Source organism: Microbacterium sp. STRO-2N (genome assembly GCF_057747775.1).
Genome location: NZ_CM173223.1, coordinates 421,764 through 437,626 on the forward strand (window position 1 = coordinate 421,764; position 15,863 = coordinate 437,626).

Consider the following 15,863-nt stretch of genomic DNA (forward strand, 5'->3'; position numbering starts at 1 on the left):
CCCGGGTCAGCGACGACGGGTTCCAGCGGCGGCGAGGGCCACGGCGGCGAGGATGATCACGCCGGTGACGAGGTCCTTCATCTGGGGATTGAAGCCGAGGATGTCGAAGCCGTTCCCGATGAGAGCGATCAGGAACACGCCGGCGAGGGACCGCCACACGGCGCCCGATCCGCCGTAGATGCTGGTGCCGCCGAGGATGATGGCGGCGATGGCGGACAGTTCGAGCCCTACGCCTGCCTGCGGCTGTCCGGATGCGATTCGCGAGACGCCGATGGCGGCGGCGATCCCCGCCGCCAAGCCGCTGAGGGCGAACACCATCACCTTGATGCGGTCGACGCGAATGCCGGACAGTTGAGCAGCGTCCGCATTTCCGCCGACGGCGAAGACGTGCCGGCCGAAAACGGTGCCCTTCAGCAGGAACCACATGATGGCGACGAACAGCACCAGCACGATGACGGAGTAGAAGACGCCGCCGATGCGACCCCGTCCGAGGTCCGAGAAGCCGGGGAGGACGACCTGGATGAGGGCTCCGCCGGTGATCAGTACGGCGATCGCCTTGTAGATGAGACTCGTCGCCAGCGTCGCAAGAAAGGAGTGCACCCTGAGTACGGTGACCGCCAGGCCGTTCAAGATGCCCAGCACCAGTCCGATGACGACTGGCACCGCCAGTGCGAGCGCGATATTGCCCGTCGCGACGGCGACCCAGGCCGCCGACACGCTCCCCACGGCGTACATGGCTGCAGTGGACAGGTCGAACGCGCCAGAGATGATGACGAAGGTGCCGGCGACGGCAATCAGCGCGAGCGGGACGTTCTGATTGACGATGTTCATCAGGTTCGCGAACGTGAAGAACGAGGGGGAGGCGATCGCCAGGATGATGATGATCGCGCCCAGCAGGATGAGCACGGCGTAGTCGCGCAGGAACGTCAGGACCTTGGCGGGTGTCAGGCCCTGCGCAACAGTGACGGTGGATGTGGTGGTGGTGGTCATGCTGAGGTTCCGATCTCCTGATCGACGGCGAAGAGGTGTGCGAGCACGTCGCTGACACCGAGAAGCGAAGGGTCCACTTCTCCCGCGATACGCCCGGCAGTGACGGTGTACGCGCGTGTGCTGAGCGCGAGCACCTCTTCATGCTCGGATGAGATGAGCAGCACACCGACGCCCCGGTCGGCCAGGTCTGCGATGAGTCTGTAGATGGTCGCCTTGGCGCCGATGTCGACACCGCGCGTCGGTTCGTCCAGGATGACGAACTTCGGGTCTCCGATCAGCCACTTCGCCAGCAGCGCCTTCTGCTGGTTTCCTCCCGACAGCCCGCCGACCTCGAGATTGATGCGAGGAGGGCGCATGCTGAGCGCCTCGGCGAGGGACTGTGCGCCTTCACGCTCCGCACGCGGACGCAGGATGCCGCCGCGCGCGAACCGGCTGAGGAATGCCAGGGAGATGTTCTCCTTCACGCTGCGTTCCAGCACCAAGCCCTGAGCATGCCGGTCCTCGGGGACCATGACCACGCCGGCGGCGATGGCCGTGCGGGTGTTCCAGCGCGGCCGCTCCCGGCCGAGGTACGTGATGCGGCCCGCGGTGACGGGATCCGCGCCGGCGATGGCCCTGGCGATCTCGGAGCGGCCGGACCCGACCAGACCCAGCAGCCCCACGATCTCGCCGGGCCGGACGACGAGCGAGACGGAGCCGACGCCGGTCGTCGTGGAGATGTCGTCGACGACCAGCAGGGGGTCCACAGCAGCGTCCACGCGTGGTCGGCGTTCGGGGAAGGTGACGGACAGCTCGCGCCCGAGCATGCCCTGGACCATCGACGCTTTCGTCTCGGCCGCGGCATCCGCCGTCCGCACCCGCACACCGTCGCGCATGATGGTGATCCGGTCGGCGATCTCGAGGACGGCGTCCAAGAAGTGTGAGACGTAGACCACTGTGCGCCCCTGAGCCCGCAGGGACCGGATGAGCGCGTGCAGCCGTTCGGTCTCGTGAGCGGTCAGCGACGATGTGGGCTCATCCATCACGATCACGCGCGCGTCTCGCGCCAGCGCGCGCATGATCTCGACCTTCTGTTGATCCGCGATGCGCAGGTCACCTACGAGCGCCTTGGGCGGCAGGCGGAAGTCGGCCTGCGCTTCGAGCTCGGCGAAGCGCCGACCCACGTCCCGGTGCATCACTCCGAGAGTGTTGGACTCGACGCCGAGGAAGACGTTCTGCTCGACTGTCAGCTCGGGCACGAGAGAGAGCTCCTGCGCGATCATCACGACGCCGGCGCGTTGCGCCCGGACCGGATCCCACCGTCCGACGGCCTGCCCGTCCACACGCAACTCCCCGGAATCCGGGCTGTACAGGCCCGCGGTGATCTTGCCGAGTGTGGACTTCCCGGCACCGTTCTCGCCGACCAGTGCGTGGACTTCGCCGGTGCGCAGGTCGAGGTCGACGGTGTCGAGGGCTTTCGTCCCACCGAACCGCTTGGATACCGCGCGCAGCTCGACGATCGGTGATGTGGCGTTCATGGAGAGATCCGATCCGGGTGGCGGGTTCAGCCGACCCACTCTCCGACGAAGTCGGGGGTCTCGTCGAGGGTCTCCTTGGTGGCGTACGGTTCTACTCCGCCCACCTCGTCGGCGTTGACCCAGCTGGTGACATCGGCGCCAGTGAGCTGGTTGTACAGCTGCTCCATGGCGGCCTTGCCCATCGAGACGGGGAAGTTGAGGTAGTCGGCCTTCCAGATGCCGTCGCGCACGTTCTGAACCGCCTCTTCGGTTCCGCCACCGCCGCTGATGTAGACCGTGGTGGGGTCGATGCCGGCGTCTTCGAGGGCGATCTGCGCACCCTTCGCCTGCTGGTCGGCGTTCGAGAGCACGACGTTCAGATCGGGTGTCGACTGCAGCACGTTGCTGATGCTGGTGGCTGATTGATCAGGGTCGTAGTTGCCCTCGACGGTGGCCACGACCTCGATGTTGGACTCTGCCTCGAGCACATCGCGGTACGCCTTCTCACGGGCGACGTCCAGGGGTGCGTTGAGCTGGCCCACGAGCAGGGCGACCTTGCACGGGTCGATGTCGGCGCAGTACGAGACGACATCCTCAGCCTGCTTGGCGGCTGCGTCGCTCGGCGGCACGGCGACCGTGGAAACGACGCCCTCGACTTGCGGCTCCATGGTCTCGATGTCGGGTCCGATCGGATTGAGGACCGTCACGACCGGGATTCCGTTGCCCAGCGGGAAGGCGGCGCCCAGTGCTGGGCCGTCGAAGGGTACGACGACGATGCCGTCGTACTTGTCACCGGTTCCTGCGGTCTCCAGCTGGCCGAGCTGCGTGTCGGCGTTGAACTGGCCATCGAGGATGGTCACCTCGATGTTCGGATCGAGTTCGGCAGCCGCTTCCTTGACGCCGTCGCCGACAGCCTGGTTGTAGCCGTTCTGGCTGGATGCGAGCAGGACTGCGACACTGTAGCCGCCGTCCGCCGATGAGTCGTCGCCGGCGTTCCCGCTGCATGCAGCCAACCCGGTCGCGGCGAGTGTGACGGCGGCGGCCGCTGTCAACAGTCGACGAACACGGTGCGGTGTGCTGTGGTTCACTTTCCTACCTCCTCGTTGGAATGTGACGTCTAAGGTCCGGTTAACCCTATCCCAGTACTATGTCACATCTCCTATTACAACGGTAATGGCTCGGTGTGACGAGGGTGTTTCGTCGACGTTGCCGAACAAGGCTCAGCCCTTGCGGACGGCATGGTCGACCTCGAAGAGCCGTGCCGAGCCCACTTCGACGCCTCGGAGGATCTCCACCAGCCGGCGTCGTTGCCGGTGAGGGTGATCGAGCCATTCCTGGTATGCGGCGAGGTCGGGCCAGAGCGCCGTGACGAGGACGTCCCCGGAGCCGTCGACGGCGACGGAGATCTCGGACGCGAGGGCGCGAGACTCGTCCAACGAGTACTGCAGGATGTCCTCGTCCCGGTAGACCTCGAGTACCGCGTCCACCTGGTCCGCAGTCGGGTGCAGGGTGAGAACGCTGCGGATCACGACGTCGCTCCGGCCGGATCAGCGCTGCTTCCCCAGTGTGGGGATTCTCCTGCCTTGGCCCGGCGCTGCGGGACGTTCCATGGGTTGTCGTCACGCAGTGGGGGCGGGAGGACCGCGACCGGTGCGTTCTGGTACGTGACGGGGCGGAGGAAGCGGGTCACGGACGTGGTGCCCACCGAGGTGCCGCCGAATCCGGTGGTCGCGGGAAATGGGCCGCCGTGGGTCATCGCGGGCGTGACCGCGACACCCGTCGGCCAGCCGTTGAAGACGACACGTCCGGAGTGGGCGGCGAGTGCCCCGACGAGCGCCGCAAAATCGGCGCCGTCTTCATCGTCGTCGGTGTGGATGCTGCCGGTGAGGTTCCCGGGGAACAGATCGCCGACGACGGCAGGCAGTTCCTCGACTGCGTCGTATTCCACCACGATCGCCAGCGGGCCGAAGGCCTCCTCGAGCAGTTCGCTCCGGTGTTCGCGCAGCGCTGCGAGGTCGGTGCGGACGAGCGTCGGCGTGACCCAGGTGTGGCCCTCGTCGTCGCTTCTGACCGTGCCCACGGCGATGGGCGCGACGGCGGAGCTTGCGAGAATGCTCTCGCGGCGGTCGAGGAAGCCGTCGGCGATGCCAGGGTAGAGCATCCGATGTTCGGGGACCGCCGTGGCGGCATCGTGGATGACGTCGTCCGGCAGGGTGCCCCGAGGAGTGAAGACGAAGCCGGACTTCGTGCAGAGTTGGCCGGCCGATCCTCCGACGCTGGCCACGAGATCCGCGGCGATCGCGTCGCCTCGGCTGGCTGCGGCCGCGGGCGTGATGAAGACCGGGTTCACGCTGCCGAGTTCCCCAAAGAACGGAATGGGCGTGGGCCGTGAAGCCGCGAGCTCGGCCAGCCGAAGTCCGCCCTCTGTGGATCCAGTGAATGCGGCGGCGGTGATTCTCGGGTCCTTGAGGGCGGCCACGCCGGCGTCGCGGCCGATGATGATGCTCAACGTGCCCAGGGGCAGGCCTGCCTCCACGAGCGCATCGCCGGCGACCTGCGCGGTGAGCGCAGAGAGCTCGAGATGTCCCGTGTGTGCTTTCACCACCACGGGGCACCCGGCGGCGAGGGCGGCCGCCGTGTCTCCACCGGCGACCGAGAACGCGAACGGGAAGTTGCTGGCGGCGAAGTTGAGTACGGGGCCGACGGGGGCGAGGTACCGCCGCAGGTCCGGGCGAGGTCCCAAGACGAAGGATGCGTCGGCTTCGTCGAGTCGCACGTCGAAGCAGGAGCCGTCAGCGACGACGTCCGCGAACAACCTCAGCTGGACGGTGGTGCGACGCAGCTCACCGCGAAGTCGGGCCTCCGTCAGCCCTGTCTCTCGCTGAGCCAGATCGACGAGAGCGTCCGCGGCCTCGTCGAGCGCATCCGCGGCGGCTACCAGCGCGCGAGCACGGCTCGCCGGTGGTGTGCTGGCAAGGACAGGGGCGGCGATCGCCGCGGCCTCGAGGATCGCGTCGAGTTCCACGGGGGTGGTTGGTGTCGAGGTTGTCATCGTGCCTCCTGCGGCGGTTTCAGAACTCGAAGCCCTGGGGGAAGGGGTCGGACGGATCGAGCAGGTACTGACCGATGCCGGTCACCCACGCGCGTCCGGTGATGGTGGGGACGACCGCAGGAATACCGGCGACCTCGGTCTCCCGGATGAGTCGACCCGTGAAGGTGGAGCCGATGAACGAGTCGTTTCGGAAGTCACTGTCCAGCGACAGTTCTCCGCGGGCCCACAGTTCGGCCATTCGTGCGGACGTGCCGGTGCCGCACGGGGAGCGGTCGAACCAGCCCGGGTGGATCGCCATCGCGTGTCGTGAATGCGTGGCGTCGGACCCGGGTGCGATGAACTCGACGTGGTGGCAGTGGTCGACACCGTCGATCTCGGGGTGGGACGGCGGGTTCTGCGTGTTGATGGCGTCCATGATCGCCAGCCCCGCCGCCAGGATCTCCTGCTGCCGCGATCGGTCGAAGGTCAGTCCGATGTCGTCGAGATTCACCATGGCGTAGAAGTTGCCGCCGAAGGCGAGGCTGTAGGGAACCGCCCCCAAGCCCTGCACTTCGATGGTGTCGTCCAGACGCACCGGATAGGACGGCACGTTCTCGATGGTGACCGCGTCGGCGTGGCCGTCGGAGACGGCGACGCGCGCGATGACGAGGCCGGCCGGTGTGTCCAGGCGGATCGTGGTCACCGGTTCGACGACCTCCACCATTCCTGTTTCGACAAGGACGGTCGCCACCCCGATGGTGCCGTGTCCGCACATGGGAAGGCACCCCGACACCTCGATGTACAGGACGCCGAAGTCCGCATCCGGACGAGTGGACGGCTGGAGGATGGCTCCGCTCATGGCGGCGTGACCGCGCGGTTCGTTGACGAGGAGCTTGCGGATGTGGTCGAGGTGCTCGATGAAGTACAGCCGTCGCTCGTTCATCGTCGCGCCGGGGATCACGCCGACGCCTCCCGTGACGACGCGGGTGGGCATGCCTTCAGTGTGCGAATCGACTGCTGTGTAGAGCTTGCTGGATCGCATGGGCTTCTCCGTGTGGACGGGGGTCGGGGACCCGGATGGAGTTGACCGGAGGTCAGGGGGTGACGGGTGGGTCGTCGGCGACGAGCCCGGCGAGGTCGCCCAGCCGTTGCGGGGTCACGATCGGACGGCGGTCCACCTGAGCGCCGTCCCGAGGCGTGCCGAGGATGTCCTCGACGGTGCGGCCGCAGATGCGCCCCTGACAGATGCCGAGCGAAGCGCGCGTAGTCAGCTTCAGCGAGCGCAGACCGGGCGAGGACTCCACACCACGGCGAAGGGCACCGTACGTGACTTCCTCGCAACGGCACACCACGGTGTCGGCCGACATCCATGCGCGCCAGCCAGGGCGGATGCCATGTGCTGCGCTGATCCGGCGCGCGAATCCAGTGAAGACGGCGCGGCGGCGAAGGACTCGCGACGTCGGCCGGGCGTCGGCGGCACTGGCACCGGCGATCGCGCCTTCCGCCAGAGCGAGGTCGACGCCCCCGATGCCGGTGATCTCGCCCGCGGCGTAGATTCCGGCGACACTGGTCCGCTGGCGGCCGTCGACGATCACGAAGCGCTGTTCGCTGAGATCGCAACCCGCTGCGATGGCGACTTCGATGCGGGGAGTGAAGTCGTGTGAGACGCACACGGCGTCGACGGTGACGCGCCGCGCCGTCCCGGGCACGGGCCGCCAATCGGCATCGAGCCGCGCGACGGTGACCGCCTCCACACGCTCGCTGCCGTGCGCGGCGATCACTCCGGTGCCGGTTCGGTACGGGATGCGGTGGCGGACGAACGCCTGTGCGTACTCCATGAGCTCGCCGGCTTTCGATCGGGCGCCGATCAGCTGCCATGGGTGGCGGGACCATCCGCGCAGAAGCTGAGGAACGCTGCTCGCTTCGGCGACCTGGACGACCTGCGACCCGGCTTCTGCCAGGGATGCTGCGACGGGAAGGAGGAACGGGCCGGCGCCGCCCACGAGAACCCGTCGTCCTACCGCGACGCGTTCCCCTTTCGCGAGAGCCTGCGCGGCGCCTCCGGTGAACACCCCCGGCAATTCCCATCCTGGGAACGGGAGCGTGCGGTCGTGAGCTCCCGTGGCCAGCACGGCCGCGTCCGGCGCGAACGCGCGCATTGTCGCTCCACGCCGATCGACTGCGCCGATGGACACGTTGAAGATCCGACCGCACGGTGCGGAGTCGTCCGGTTCGACGGACCACACCTGAGCGCTCAGAATGAGATCGCAGGCGGGGTCGCTCGTGACCCTGGCGTGCAGCGCCTGATACGTCGCCCAGCCATGGTGGAGCCGCTTCTCGTTTCGGCCCGCCCGCGCCGGCGGCAGATGTCGCCAATACTGGCCACCAGTCTCGTCGGACGCGTCGAGGATCGTGACCTGTGCGCCGGCGTCCAGGGCGGCGGCAGCGGCTGCCAGCCCGGCAGGTCCGGCGCCCACGACGAGCACGTTGGACATCAGAGATCCTCCTCGCTCACCGGAACCGGCAGCTCATCACACTGAGAGCGAACGACGTCGCCGTCCGCGGCGCGGCGTTGACATAGCCGCACATCCCGCTCCCCGTTGACCTCGGCGATGCAGTCGAAGCACACACCGATGCCGCAGAAGACCCCCCGGGGGCGTCCGCCCACCGAGGTCGTCCGCCACGCGAGGCGCCCCGCACCCAGCAGTACGCCCGCGATGGTCTGGCCCGTGAACCCGCCGATCGGTGCTCCGTCGACGGTGACAGTGAGCGGCGCGGAAACCCTGGGCTGAACGGCGTCGCGGTCTTCGGGGATGCGGGAGGACGTCATGCGGGAACCTCGTCCATGAACGGGGCCAAGGTCGGCCGGTCGACAGCGAAAGGAGCGGGGTCGGTCGGCGCGGGGACGCGGTCGATGAGGGACCTCAGCACGGCTGCCGTCGCCGGGGCGAGCCCGATGCCCGCACCCTCGTGGCCGGTCGCGTGCCAGAGGCCCGGCACACGGGGGTCCTCGCCGATGACCGGCAGATGGTCGGGCATGTACGGACGGAAGCCCGTGTAGGTGCGCATCACCGATGCGTCTGCCAGGAAGGGGAACAGCCCTGTCGCTTTGCGCGCGAGCTCCGCGACGATTCGGGACCGGAACTCATCGCGGAACCCCACCTGCTCGCGTGAGGAGCCGATGAGAACCGTGCCTGCGGCCGTCGACTCCACGACGCTGCTCGTCTGCAGGTCGGCAGCGGACGACCCGACTGCGCCGACGTAGTCGGCGTCGTACACCTTGTGGTGGATCCTGTGGGGCATACGCGTCGTGACGAGGACCATTCCGCGACGGGGCCTGACCGGAATCGGTGCCTGCAGGAGACGGCTCGCTTCAGCGCTCCACGGACCCGCGGCGATCACGACGTGATCGGCGTCGACGGTCCCCGGCGTCCCACCCTCCGAGACCCGGACTCCGCAGATCCGCCCGCTCGCGTCCCAGATCCCGCCGTCCACACGGGTTCCGACGAGGACGGCGGCGCCCGCAAGGCGAGCCGAGGCGAGAAGCGCCTCGGTGGCGATGACGGGCTGGACCTGCGCATCGTCCGGGTAGTACACCGCCATTGTGAAGCGCTCCGTGAGGTGAGGCTCGAGACGGCGAGTCGCGGGGTCATCGATGATCTCCGCGCGTACCCCCGCTGCACGCTGCCGCGCCGCGAACGCTTGCAGCGGTCCGGCGCCCGGCTCTGTGGTCGCGACGACCAGCCCGCCCTTCGGCTCGAACTCGATGTCGGGGAACCCGACCGGCAGCTCATCGCGCAGCTCGCGGGCGACGATCGGCCACAGCCGTCGCGACAGCAGCGAGAGATCAAGTTCCGGGCCCGGCCCCTTGTCGCTCACGAGGACGTTGCCTTCGCCGCGGCCGGACGTTCCCGCGGCGGCAGCAGCCCGCTCGATCACCGTGACCTGGTGGCCATGACGGGCGAGCTCGCGCGCGGCGGCGGCTCCCACGATCCCCGCCCCGACGACGACGATGCGTGACATGGACACCCCCGGTCGAAAGAAGTTCGACCAGTACTATGTCACACTTTGCTGGATGCTGTTCTGAATCGGCTCAGGAATCCAACTCAGGGCGGCCGGCCCACCAGCCGATGACATGACCGATGTGACGATGCATCAGCTGCTCCGCCTGATCCCCATCGCCCTCTTCGAGCATGGTCAGGAGCTCGTGGTGCTCCGCTGCGGACTTCGCCAGCTCCTCGGTCGCGAGCAACCCGGCCAGACCGGGCAACCGGGTCTGCTGCCGCAGCTCCGAGACCAGACTGGTCAGTCGCGGGTTTCCCGCGAAATCCGTCAGGGCGGCATGAAACAAGCGGTCTGCTTCGAGGTAGGCCGTCAGATCCCCACGAGAGGCGCTGGCCACGATCGTGTCGGCGAGGGAACGCAGCTCCGCGTAGGCCCGCGCCGGGATCGTCCCTGCGATCTGGCGCATGACCGGGGGCTCCAGAAGCCGTCGCACGGCGACGATGTTCTCGACATCCTCATCGCTCACGACCGTGACGCGGAACCCCTTGTTGCGGACGGTCTCGACGAAGCCCTTCTTCTCCAGGTTGAGCATCGCCTCGCGCACCGGTGTGGCAGAGACGTTGAAGCGGGCTGCCAGTGCGGGCGCTGAGAACAGCTCGCCGGGCGGCATCTCGCCGGAGCGGATTGCGGCTTCAAGCGCCAGTTCCACGCGTTCGCGCAGGCTGGAGACCGGCTCGAGTGGAGCGACGACGGAAATGGCGGACATGTGCACCGGACCAAGTAGAGGGAACGTCAATCCTTGACGACAGTGCAATGCGACACGACACTGTTCTCTGACGGTACCTGAAACAACCTTCGACTGCGAGCAGTGCGAGCTCTCGGGTGGTGCGAGGCGGGCGACGAGCCGGGGAGTGAAGACGTGATCGTGTCGGTCAAGCATCTGTTTCGAAGACTGCGCGCGAGGTTGCTCGGGGCATCCGCGGATGAATTCGCAACCATGACCCGGTACTCCCGGGCAGCAAGTTGACGGAAAGCGAGCGGCGTGCACGCCCGAGCGTTGACCACGTAGTGCGCACACCGCAGGATCGCCTGCGACCCTCATCGGCGCACATCCGCCGCGCCCGAAATGCAGATCTCAGATCAGCGGGGGCTGATGGCTGACGCGGCCGTCAGCGGCCGTCGAAGAGCGCGAGTACGGCGCGCCGGTCGACCTTCCCGGTGCTGTTCGTCGGGATCGCGTCGACGTGCGTCACCAGCTCGGGTGTCTTCTGCTTGGCGACGCCGCGGCTCATCATGAAGCGTGCGAGGTCTTCGGGGGTGATCGTCGGGTCGCCCACGATCACGGCGCCGATCCTCTCCCCGAGGCGCCCGCCGGGGACGGCGATCACCGCGGCCGCATCGACGCCCGGGTGCTTGCGGAGGTGCTCCTCGATCTCGCGTGCACTGAACTTCTCGCCGCCGCGGTTGATGATGTCCTTGGTGCGGCCGCTGATGCGCACATAGCCGTCGACGCCGATCTGGCCCACGTCGCCGGTGTCGAACCAGCCGTCGTCGCTGAAGGCGCGCTTCGACGCGTCGGACGAGAGGTATCCGAGCATCATCTCGGGCCCGCGGAGGAAGAGCCGTCCGTCCTCGCCAGGACCGAGCTCGCCGTCACTGTCGTCCAGCACCCGCAGCTCGACGCCGGGCGCGAGTCGTCCGTCTGTCTCCGCACGCGCCCACAGCGGGTCCAGTTCGCTGGCGACCGTGGAGGTGGGGAGTTCCGTCATCCCCCACGCGCGGTAGGCCACGATGCCGAGCTCGTCGGCTTCTCGGATCAGCTCCGGTGGCACGGCAGCCCCTCCGCAGCAGTACTGTCGCAGGCTGGAGCGTGTGCGGCCGTCGTCGCGGTAAGCGGCCAGGAGCTCTCGCAGGAAGGGCGTCGCGCCCGCCATATAGGTCGCGCGGTGGTGCTCGATGAGCCTGACCGCCTCGGCCGCGTCCCACCGATCGAGGAGGATGGCGGCGCCGCCGACGCGCGTGGGAATGAGAAACCCCTGGAGGAGGCCCGTGATGTGCGTCATGGGTGAGGCCATGAACATGCGGTCGCGGTAGGTGATGCCCCATTCGGTCACGCACGACCGCAGCTCGTGCATCAGCCCCGCGGTCGAGTGCACCGCGCCCTTCGGAGCGGCCTCGGTGCCGGAGGTGTAGAGGATGAGCGAGGGCGCGTCCGACGGCGCCGGGGTGACGTCGTCCGACAGGTCGCCCGGCCCCTCGCCGCCGGCATCGTCCCAGCCGGGGTGGTCGCCCACTGCCAGCAGTCGTGCGCGCGGCTCATGCCCGATGCTCCGGAGCACCTCGTCGAAGTCCTCGGGCAGACGACGGCCTCGCACCTCTGCGTTGGTGATGATTGCGGCCGGCCGCGACTGCTCCACCACGGCGGCGATCTCGCGAGCGCCATAAATGGGCACGATCGGGCTGCTGATCGCACCGATGCGCCAGATCGCGGACGCGACCGAGACCGCCTCCGCGTCTGTAGGCAGCATCCAGCACACGGTGTCCCCGCTTCGGATGCCCCGTGCCACGAGTGTGCGCGCGATGGCGGATGCCGTGCGTTGAAGCTCGCCGTAGGTCAGCTGCCGGGCCGGAGTGATGACCCCGACGTGCTCGGGCATCGCCCGAGCACGGTCCTCCAGCATCCATCCCAGGCGTTCGTCGGTGTGGAATCCGCGTGCTCGCCACGTCGCCCGGAGGCTGTTCGGCACGTCGCCGGCGGGAGTGAGAGCTTCAGGTGCGTCGGTCGTCATCGTCCGTCCTCGAGGCTGGAGTGTGGAGCTTGCAAATCCTCTAATCTTTATATAGTTTAAAACCGCTTCCCGTCACCGTCGACTCCGAGGTGGAACCCGCACACATGGACCAATTCATCCAGTCGATTCTGCTGCCTGGGTTGTCACAGGGGGCGATCTACGGGCTCATCGCCGTCGCGTTCGCGGTGCTGCACCTCACGACAGGGGTGATCAACTTCGCGCATGGCCAGCTCGTCGTGCTCGCTCCCATCGTCATCCTGTTGTCCGCGGCGGCAGGGGTTCCGGTGTGGCTGGCGTTTCTGCTCGGCTTTGCCATCCTGCTGGTCGCGGCGCTGGTCACCGAGGTGGTGGCGATCCGGCCGTTCGTTCAGTCGGGCTCAGCCGTGTCGTGGATCCTGTCGACCTTCGGCGTGAGCATCGTGCTCACCGAGATCCTCGCCATCCCCGCCGGCGGCGAGGCGACGTACTTCCCCTTCGGCATTCCGTCGACGCCGTTCACCTTCCTCGGCTTCCGTCTCTCGTGGGCGGAGCTGGCCACGCTGCCGGTCCTGCTGGTCGTCGCCGCCGGACTGCTCGTGTTCTATCGCATGACGCGCGTGGGGCGCGAGCTGCGTGCCGTCGGCCAGGACGTGCGCGGCGCCGAGGCGCTCGGGATCTCTCGTGCGCGGGCGTCGCAGATCACGGTGCTGATCTCGGCCCTCATCGCTGCGATCACCGGGTTCCTGGTGGCGTCGTCGCAGATCCTCATGCCGAACCTAGGGATCTTCTTCCTCTTCTACGGCTTCGTCGCGGTCTCGATGGGCGGCATGAACAGTATCCCCGGAGCCGTCATCGGCGGGCTCGTGGTAGGGCTCGTCAGCCAGGCGACTGCGGTATATATCGGCCCGCTGTTCGGAAACCTCGCGGTGTTCGGGCTGCTGGTCCTCGTCTACATCGTCAGACCGCACGGCATCTTCGGTGCGCGTCCGGTACGGGAGGTTTGAGAGTGGCCCGCTTCCAAGAGAACCTCCGCACCGGCAGCTATGCGGTTCAGGATGCCGTCAACCGCGGTCTCGACCGGGTGCTCGACCGACTGCCGGCTCCTGTTCGTCGCGTCGCGATCATGCCCTCCGTCCAAGGGCTCCTGATGGTCGCCGTGGCCCTGGCCATCCTGCTCATCACGGGCCCGATGTCGTACCCCGCCTACGTCGTCCTGCTCATCTGCGTCTACCTCGTATCGGTCTATGGCGTCAATGTCACGATCGGCTTCTCCGGAGTTCTGTCGCTGGGGCAAGGCGCCGCGTTCGCCGTCGGCGCGTACGTCGCGGGCATCCTCGCGGGCACCTACATGTGGCCCATCTGGCTCACGCTGCCGCTCGCCCTGCTCAGCGGCGTCGCGGTCGGCGCGCTCGTAGGTCTGCCGGCCGGGCGACTCGCTGCCCTCGGGCTGGCGATGCTGTCGTTGGGAACCGTGCTCGTGGTCTCGGACATGCTGGTCGCCCTCGACGACCTCACCCAGGGCCACGGCGGCATCTCGGGAATCACGCCGTTCCTGTCGTTCGATCCGAGCAGCTACGTGCTGTGGGAATGGTTCGTGCCGCTGCTGATCATCGCGATCGCGTTCCTGGCTTTCTGGTTCCACGCGCGCTACCGCACCAGTCGCCTCGGGCGCGCGACCGCGGCCGTCCGGGACGAGCCCATCGGCGCGTCGGCGCTCGGCATCGGCGGGTACCTCACGAAGGTCGCCGCTTTCGCGGTGGGCTCAGGACTCGGAGGCCTCGCGGGGGCCCTCTTCGCCTACCTCTCGGTGTACATCTCGCCGGACGCCTTCCTGCCGTCGCTGTCCATCCTGTTCCTCGTGATGGCAGTGCTCGGCGGACTGGGCTCACAACTCGGCCCGCTGGTCGGCGTCATCATCCTGGTCATCGTGCCGCTGCTGCTTGCGCCCTACCCGCACGTCAACATCATCGTGTACGGCGTCCTGCTCGTCCTCCTCATGCGGCTGCGGCCTCGTGGTCTGTTCAGCCGGACCGCGGCGACCGCCGACCCGGTCAAGAAGTCGCTTCGCGTCGAGAGCGAGACGGTCGCTGCCGGGGAAGAGGCATCCGACTCCGACGGTGGCGTGCTCGAGGTGAACGACGTCAAGCGCAGCTTCGGCGGTCTCAAGGCCGTGGACGGTGTCTCGCTCGCGCTGCGCGAGGGTGAGATCCTCGGCCTCATCGGGCCCAACGGCTCGGGCAAGACCACGATGCTCAACATCATCGGGGGCTACTACCGCCCGTCCTCGGGCACCGTCGCGCTCGGGGGCGTCGACATCAGCCGTACGCGACCACAGGAGAGCGCGCGCCGCGGCATCGCCCGGACGTTCCAGACGCCGAAGACGTTCGCGGGCATGAGCATCGACGAGCACATCGAGATCGCGGTGCAGCGTCAGCTGGATGCCGTGCCCGAGCGTGTCACCGCGTGCCGAAGGGCTGCGCTGGCGCTGCTGGAAGCGGGCGGCCTCAAGCCCGACGACCTCAAGATGGGCCGCCGCGAGAGCAGGTTCCTCGGCCACGGGCAGCTCCGGTTCCTCGAAGCCGCAATGGCCGTCGCGCGCTGCCCGAAGGTGCTGCTGCTCGACGAGCCTGCGGCGGGTCTGTCAGCGTCCGAGATCGACGCGCTCGAATCCATCGTCAAGGACGTCGCGCGCGCCGGCGTCGCGGTGATCATCGTCGAGCACCACCTCGAGATGGTCAGCCGGCTCGTGGACCGGATCGTCGTGCTCGACCTCGGCCGGGTGCTCTGGGAGGGCCATCCTGACGATCTTCACGATGCCGAAGCGGTCCGCGCCGCGTACATGGGAACGGTGTGATGGGAAGCGAACTGGTCGTCCAGAACCTGACGGTACGCTACGGCGCCGTCATCGCCGCCGAGAGCGTCAGTCTCACGGTGCGGCCTGGCGAGTGCGTCGTGCTGCTCGGCGCCAACGGCGCCGGCAAGACCTCGACGCTGCACGGCATCGGAGGGCTCACTCCGTCGGTCGGCACCGTCCGGCTGGGCGAGACCGAACTGACGGGACTGCCGGCCAGCAAACGCGCCCGCGCGGGCCTCGGCCACGTGCTCGAAGGCCGGCACGTGTTCCCCGAGATGACGGTGGCCGAGAACCTCGACGTCGCGCGCCCACGCTCGGGCGCCAAGCCGCCGGTCGAGCCTCTCGAGCTGCTGCCCGAACTCACGGAGCACCTCGGCCGCGCCGCTGGGCGGCTCAGCGGCGGACAGCAGCAGATGCTGGCGATCGCTCGTGCCGTCGCGGGGGCTCCCCAAGCCATCATGCTCGACGAGCCGACCAACGGGCTGGCACCGAAGCTCGTCGCTCGAACCACCGAGATCATCGCCACCCTGCGCGATCTCGGATTCGCGGTCCTCGTGGTCGAACAGCGCCTCGAGGTCGCACAGAACCTCGAGGCCGACGTGCTGGTCCTGCGGCACGGTCACATCGTCCACGAGGTGAACGGCACGGACCCGGAACTGCCGGATCTGCTCCACGCCGCCTACCTGTCCTAGACGGCATCAGACACATCGAAGGAGAAA

14 protein-coding genes are annotated in these 15,863 nt (G+C 68.0%); 3 read left to right on the forward strand and 11 right to left on the reverse strand.

Annotated features, from left to right (window positions below):
* Positions 1 to 6: 6 nt before the first annotated feature.
* The 11 genes from AC3ANN_RS01745 to AC3ANN_RS01795 all read right to left on the reverse strand — a co-directional run bounded on the left by AC3ANN_RS01745 (position 7) and on the right by AC3ANN_RS01795 (position 12,311).
* Complete coding sequence (locus tag AC3ANN_RS01745) at positions 7 to 990, reverse strand: ABC transporter permease (protein ID WP_488339293.1); 984 nt, start codon at positions 988 to 990, stop codon at positions 7 to 9.
* Entirely contained in the window at positions 987 to 2,507 is a 1,521-nt protein-coding gene (locus AC3ANN_RS01750) for a sugar ABC transporter ATP-binding protein (protein ID WP_488339294.1), read from the reverse strand. The genes AC3ANN_RS01745 and AC3ANN_RS01750 overlap by 4 nt, the downstream gene beginning before the upstream one ends.
* A 26-nt stretch (positions 2,508 to 2,533) precedes the next feature.
* Positions 2,534 to 3,574, reverse strand: coding sequence for a sugar ABC transporter substrate-binding protein (locus AC3ANN_RS01755; protein ID WP_488339295.1), 1,041 nt, complete (start codon positions 3,572 to 3,574; stop codon positions 2,534 to 2,536).
* Between the two features lie 132 nt (positions 3,575 to 3,706).
* Positions 3,707 to 4,015: an antibiotic biosynthesis monooxygenase gene (locus AC3ANN_RS01760; protein WP_488339296.1), complete on the reverse strand. Its 309-nt coding sequence runs from the start codon at positions 4,013 to 4,015 to the stop codon at positions 3,707 to 3,709.
* Positions 4,012 to 5,538: an aldehyde dehydrogenase (NADP(+)) gene (locus AC3ANN_RS01765; protein ID WP_488339297.1), complete on the reverse strand. Its 1,527-nt coding sequence runs from the start codon at positions 5,536 to 5,538 to the stop codon at positions 4,012 to 4,014. Before AC3ANN_RS01765 ends, AC3ANN_RS01760 begins: the two co-directional genes overlap by 4 nt.
* 19 nt (positions 5,539 to 5,557) lie before the next feature.
* A complete protein-coding gene (locus AC3ANN_RS01770; protein ID WP_488339298.1) occupies positions 5,558 to 6,559 on the reverse strand; it encodes a proline racemase family protein in 1,002 nt (333 codons plus the stop codon).
* Between the two features lie 52 nt (positions 6,560 to 6,611).
* A complete protein-coding gene (locus AC3ANN_RS01775) occupies positions 6,612 to 8,012 on the reverse strand; it encodes an FAD-dependent oxidoreductase (RefSeq protein WP_488339299.1) in 1,401 nt (466 codons plus the stop codon).
* Entirely contained in the window at positions 8,012 to 8,347 is a 336-nt protein-coding gene (locus AC3ANN_RS01780) for a (2Fe-2S)-binding protein (RefSeq protein ID WP_488339300.1), read from the reverse strand. The genes AC3ANN_RS01775 and AC3ANN_RS01780 overlap by 1 nt, the downstream gene beginning before the upstream one ends.
* Positions 8,344 to 9,540 (reverse strand): NAD(P)/FAD-dependent oxidoreductase, encoded by a 1,197-nt coding sequence (locus AC3ANN_RS01785; RefSeq protein WP_488339301.1) that lies wholly within the window; start codon positions 9,538 to 9,540, stop codon positions 8,344 to 8,346. The genes AC3ANN_RS01780 and AC3ANN_RS01785 overlap by 4 nt, the downstream gene beginning before the upstream one ends.
* A 70-nt stretch (positions 9,541 to 9,610) precedes the next feature.
* The gene (locus AC3ANN_RS01790) at positions 9,611 to 10,288 is read right to left on the reverse strand and encodes a GntR family transcriptional regulator (protein ID WP_488340889.1); all 678 of its coding nucleotides are present in this window, start codon (positions 10,286 to 10,288) and stop codon (positions 9,611 to 9,613) included.
* Between the two features lie 403 nt (positions 10,289 to 10,691).
* Entirely contained in the window at positions 10,692 to 12,311 is a 1,620-nt protein-coding gene (locus AC3ANN_RS01795) for a class I adenylate-forming enzyme family protein (protein ID WP_488339302.1), read from the reverse strand.
* A gap of 104 nt (positions 12,312 to 12,415) precedes the next feature.
* On the opposite strand from AC3ANN_RS01795, the gene AC3ANN_RS01800 reads away from it, so the two are divergent.
* Genes AC3ANN_RS01800 through AC3ANN_RS01810 form a run of 3 tightly spaced genes read left to right on the forward strand, consistent with a single transcriptional unit; the run spans position 12,416 to position 15,836 of the window.
* Entirely contained in the window at positions 12,416 to 13,294 is an 879-nt protein-coding gene (locus AC3ANN_RS01800) for a branched-chain amino acid ABC transporter permease (protein ID WP_488339303.1), read from the forward strand.
* 2 nt (positions 13,295 to 13,296) lie between these two features.
* On the forward strand, positions 13,297 to 15,144 hold the full coding sequence (locus tag AC3ANN_RS01805; protein WP_488339304.1) for a branched-chain amino acid ABC transporter ATP-binding protein/permease: 1,848 nt from the start codon (positions 13,297 to 13,299) through the stop codon (positions 15,142 to 15,144).
* Complete coding sequence (locus AC3ANN_RS01810; RefSeq protein ID WP_488339305.1) at positions 15,144 to 15,836, forward strand: ABC transporter ATP-binding protein; 693 nt, start codon at positions 15,144 to 15,146, stop codon at positions 15,834 to 15,836. The genes AC3ANN_RS01805 and AC3ANN_RS01810 overlap by 1 nt, the downstream gene beginning before the upstream one ends.
* The last annotated feature ends 27 nt before the right edge of the window (positions 15,837 to 15,863 follow it).

Coding starts and splice junctions, on each gene's coding strand:
- AC3ANN_RS01775 (WP_488339299.1), bottom strand. CDS start 8,012: ATGTCCAACGTGCTCGTCGTGGGCGCCGGACCTGCCGGGCTGGCAGCC.
- AC3ANN_RS01795 (WP_488339302.1), bottom strand. CDS start 12,311: ATGACGACCGACGCACCTGAAGCTCTCACTCCCGCCGGCGACGTGCCG.
- AC3ANN_RS01780 (WP_488339300.1), bottom strand. CDS start 8,347: ATGACGTCCTCCCGCATCCCCGAAGACCGCGACGCCGTTCAGCCCAGG.
- AC3ANN_RS01810 (WP_488339305.1), top strand. CDS start 15,144: ATGGGAAGCGAACTGGTCGTCCAGAACCTGACGGTACGCTACGGCGCC.
- AC3ANN_RS01790 (WP_488340889.1), bottom strand. CDS start 10,288: ATGTCCGCCATTTCCGTCGTCGCTCCACTCGAGCCGGTCTCCAGCCTG.
- AC3ANN_RS01800 (WP_488339303.1), top strand. CDS start 12,416: ATGGACCAATTCATCCAGTCGATTCTGCTGCCTGGGTTGTCACAGGGG.
- AC3ANN_RS01770 (WP_488339298.1), bottom strand. CDS start 6,559: ATGCGATCCAGCAAGCTCTACACAGCAGTCGATTCGCACACTGAAGGC.
- AC3ANN_RS01765 (WP_488339297.1), bottom strand. CDS start 5,538: ATGACAACCTCGACACCAACCACCCCCGTGGAACTCGACGCGATCCTC.
- AC3ANN_RS01750 (WP_488339294.1), bottom strand. CDS start 2,507: ATGAACGCCACATCACCGATCGTCGAGCTGCGCGCGGTATCCAAGCGG.
- AC3ANN_RS01745 (WP_488339293.1), bottom strand. CDS start 990: ATGACCACCACCACCACATCCACCGTCACTGTTGCGCAGGGCCTGACA.
- AC3ANN_RS01785 (WP_488339301.1), bottom strand. CDS start 9,540: ATGTCACGCATCGTCGTCGTCGGGGCGGGGATCGTGGGAGCCGCCGCC.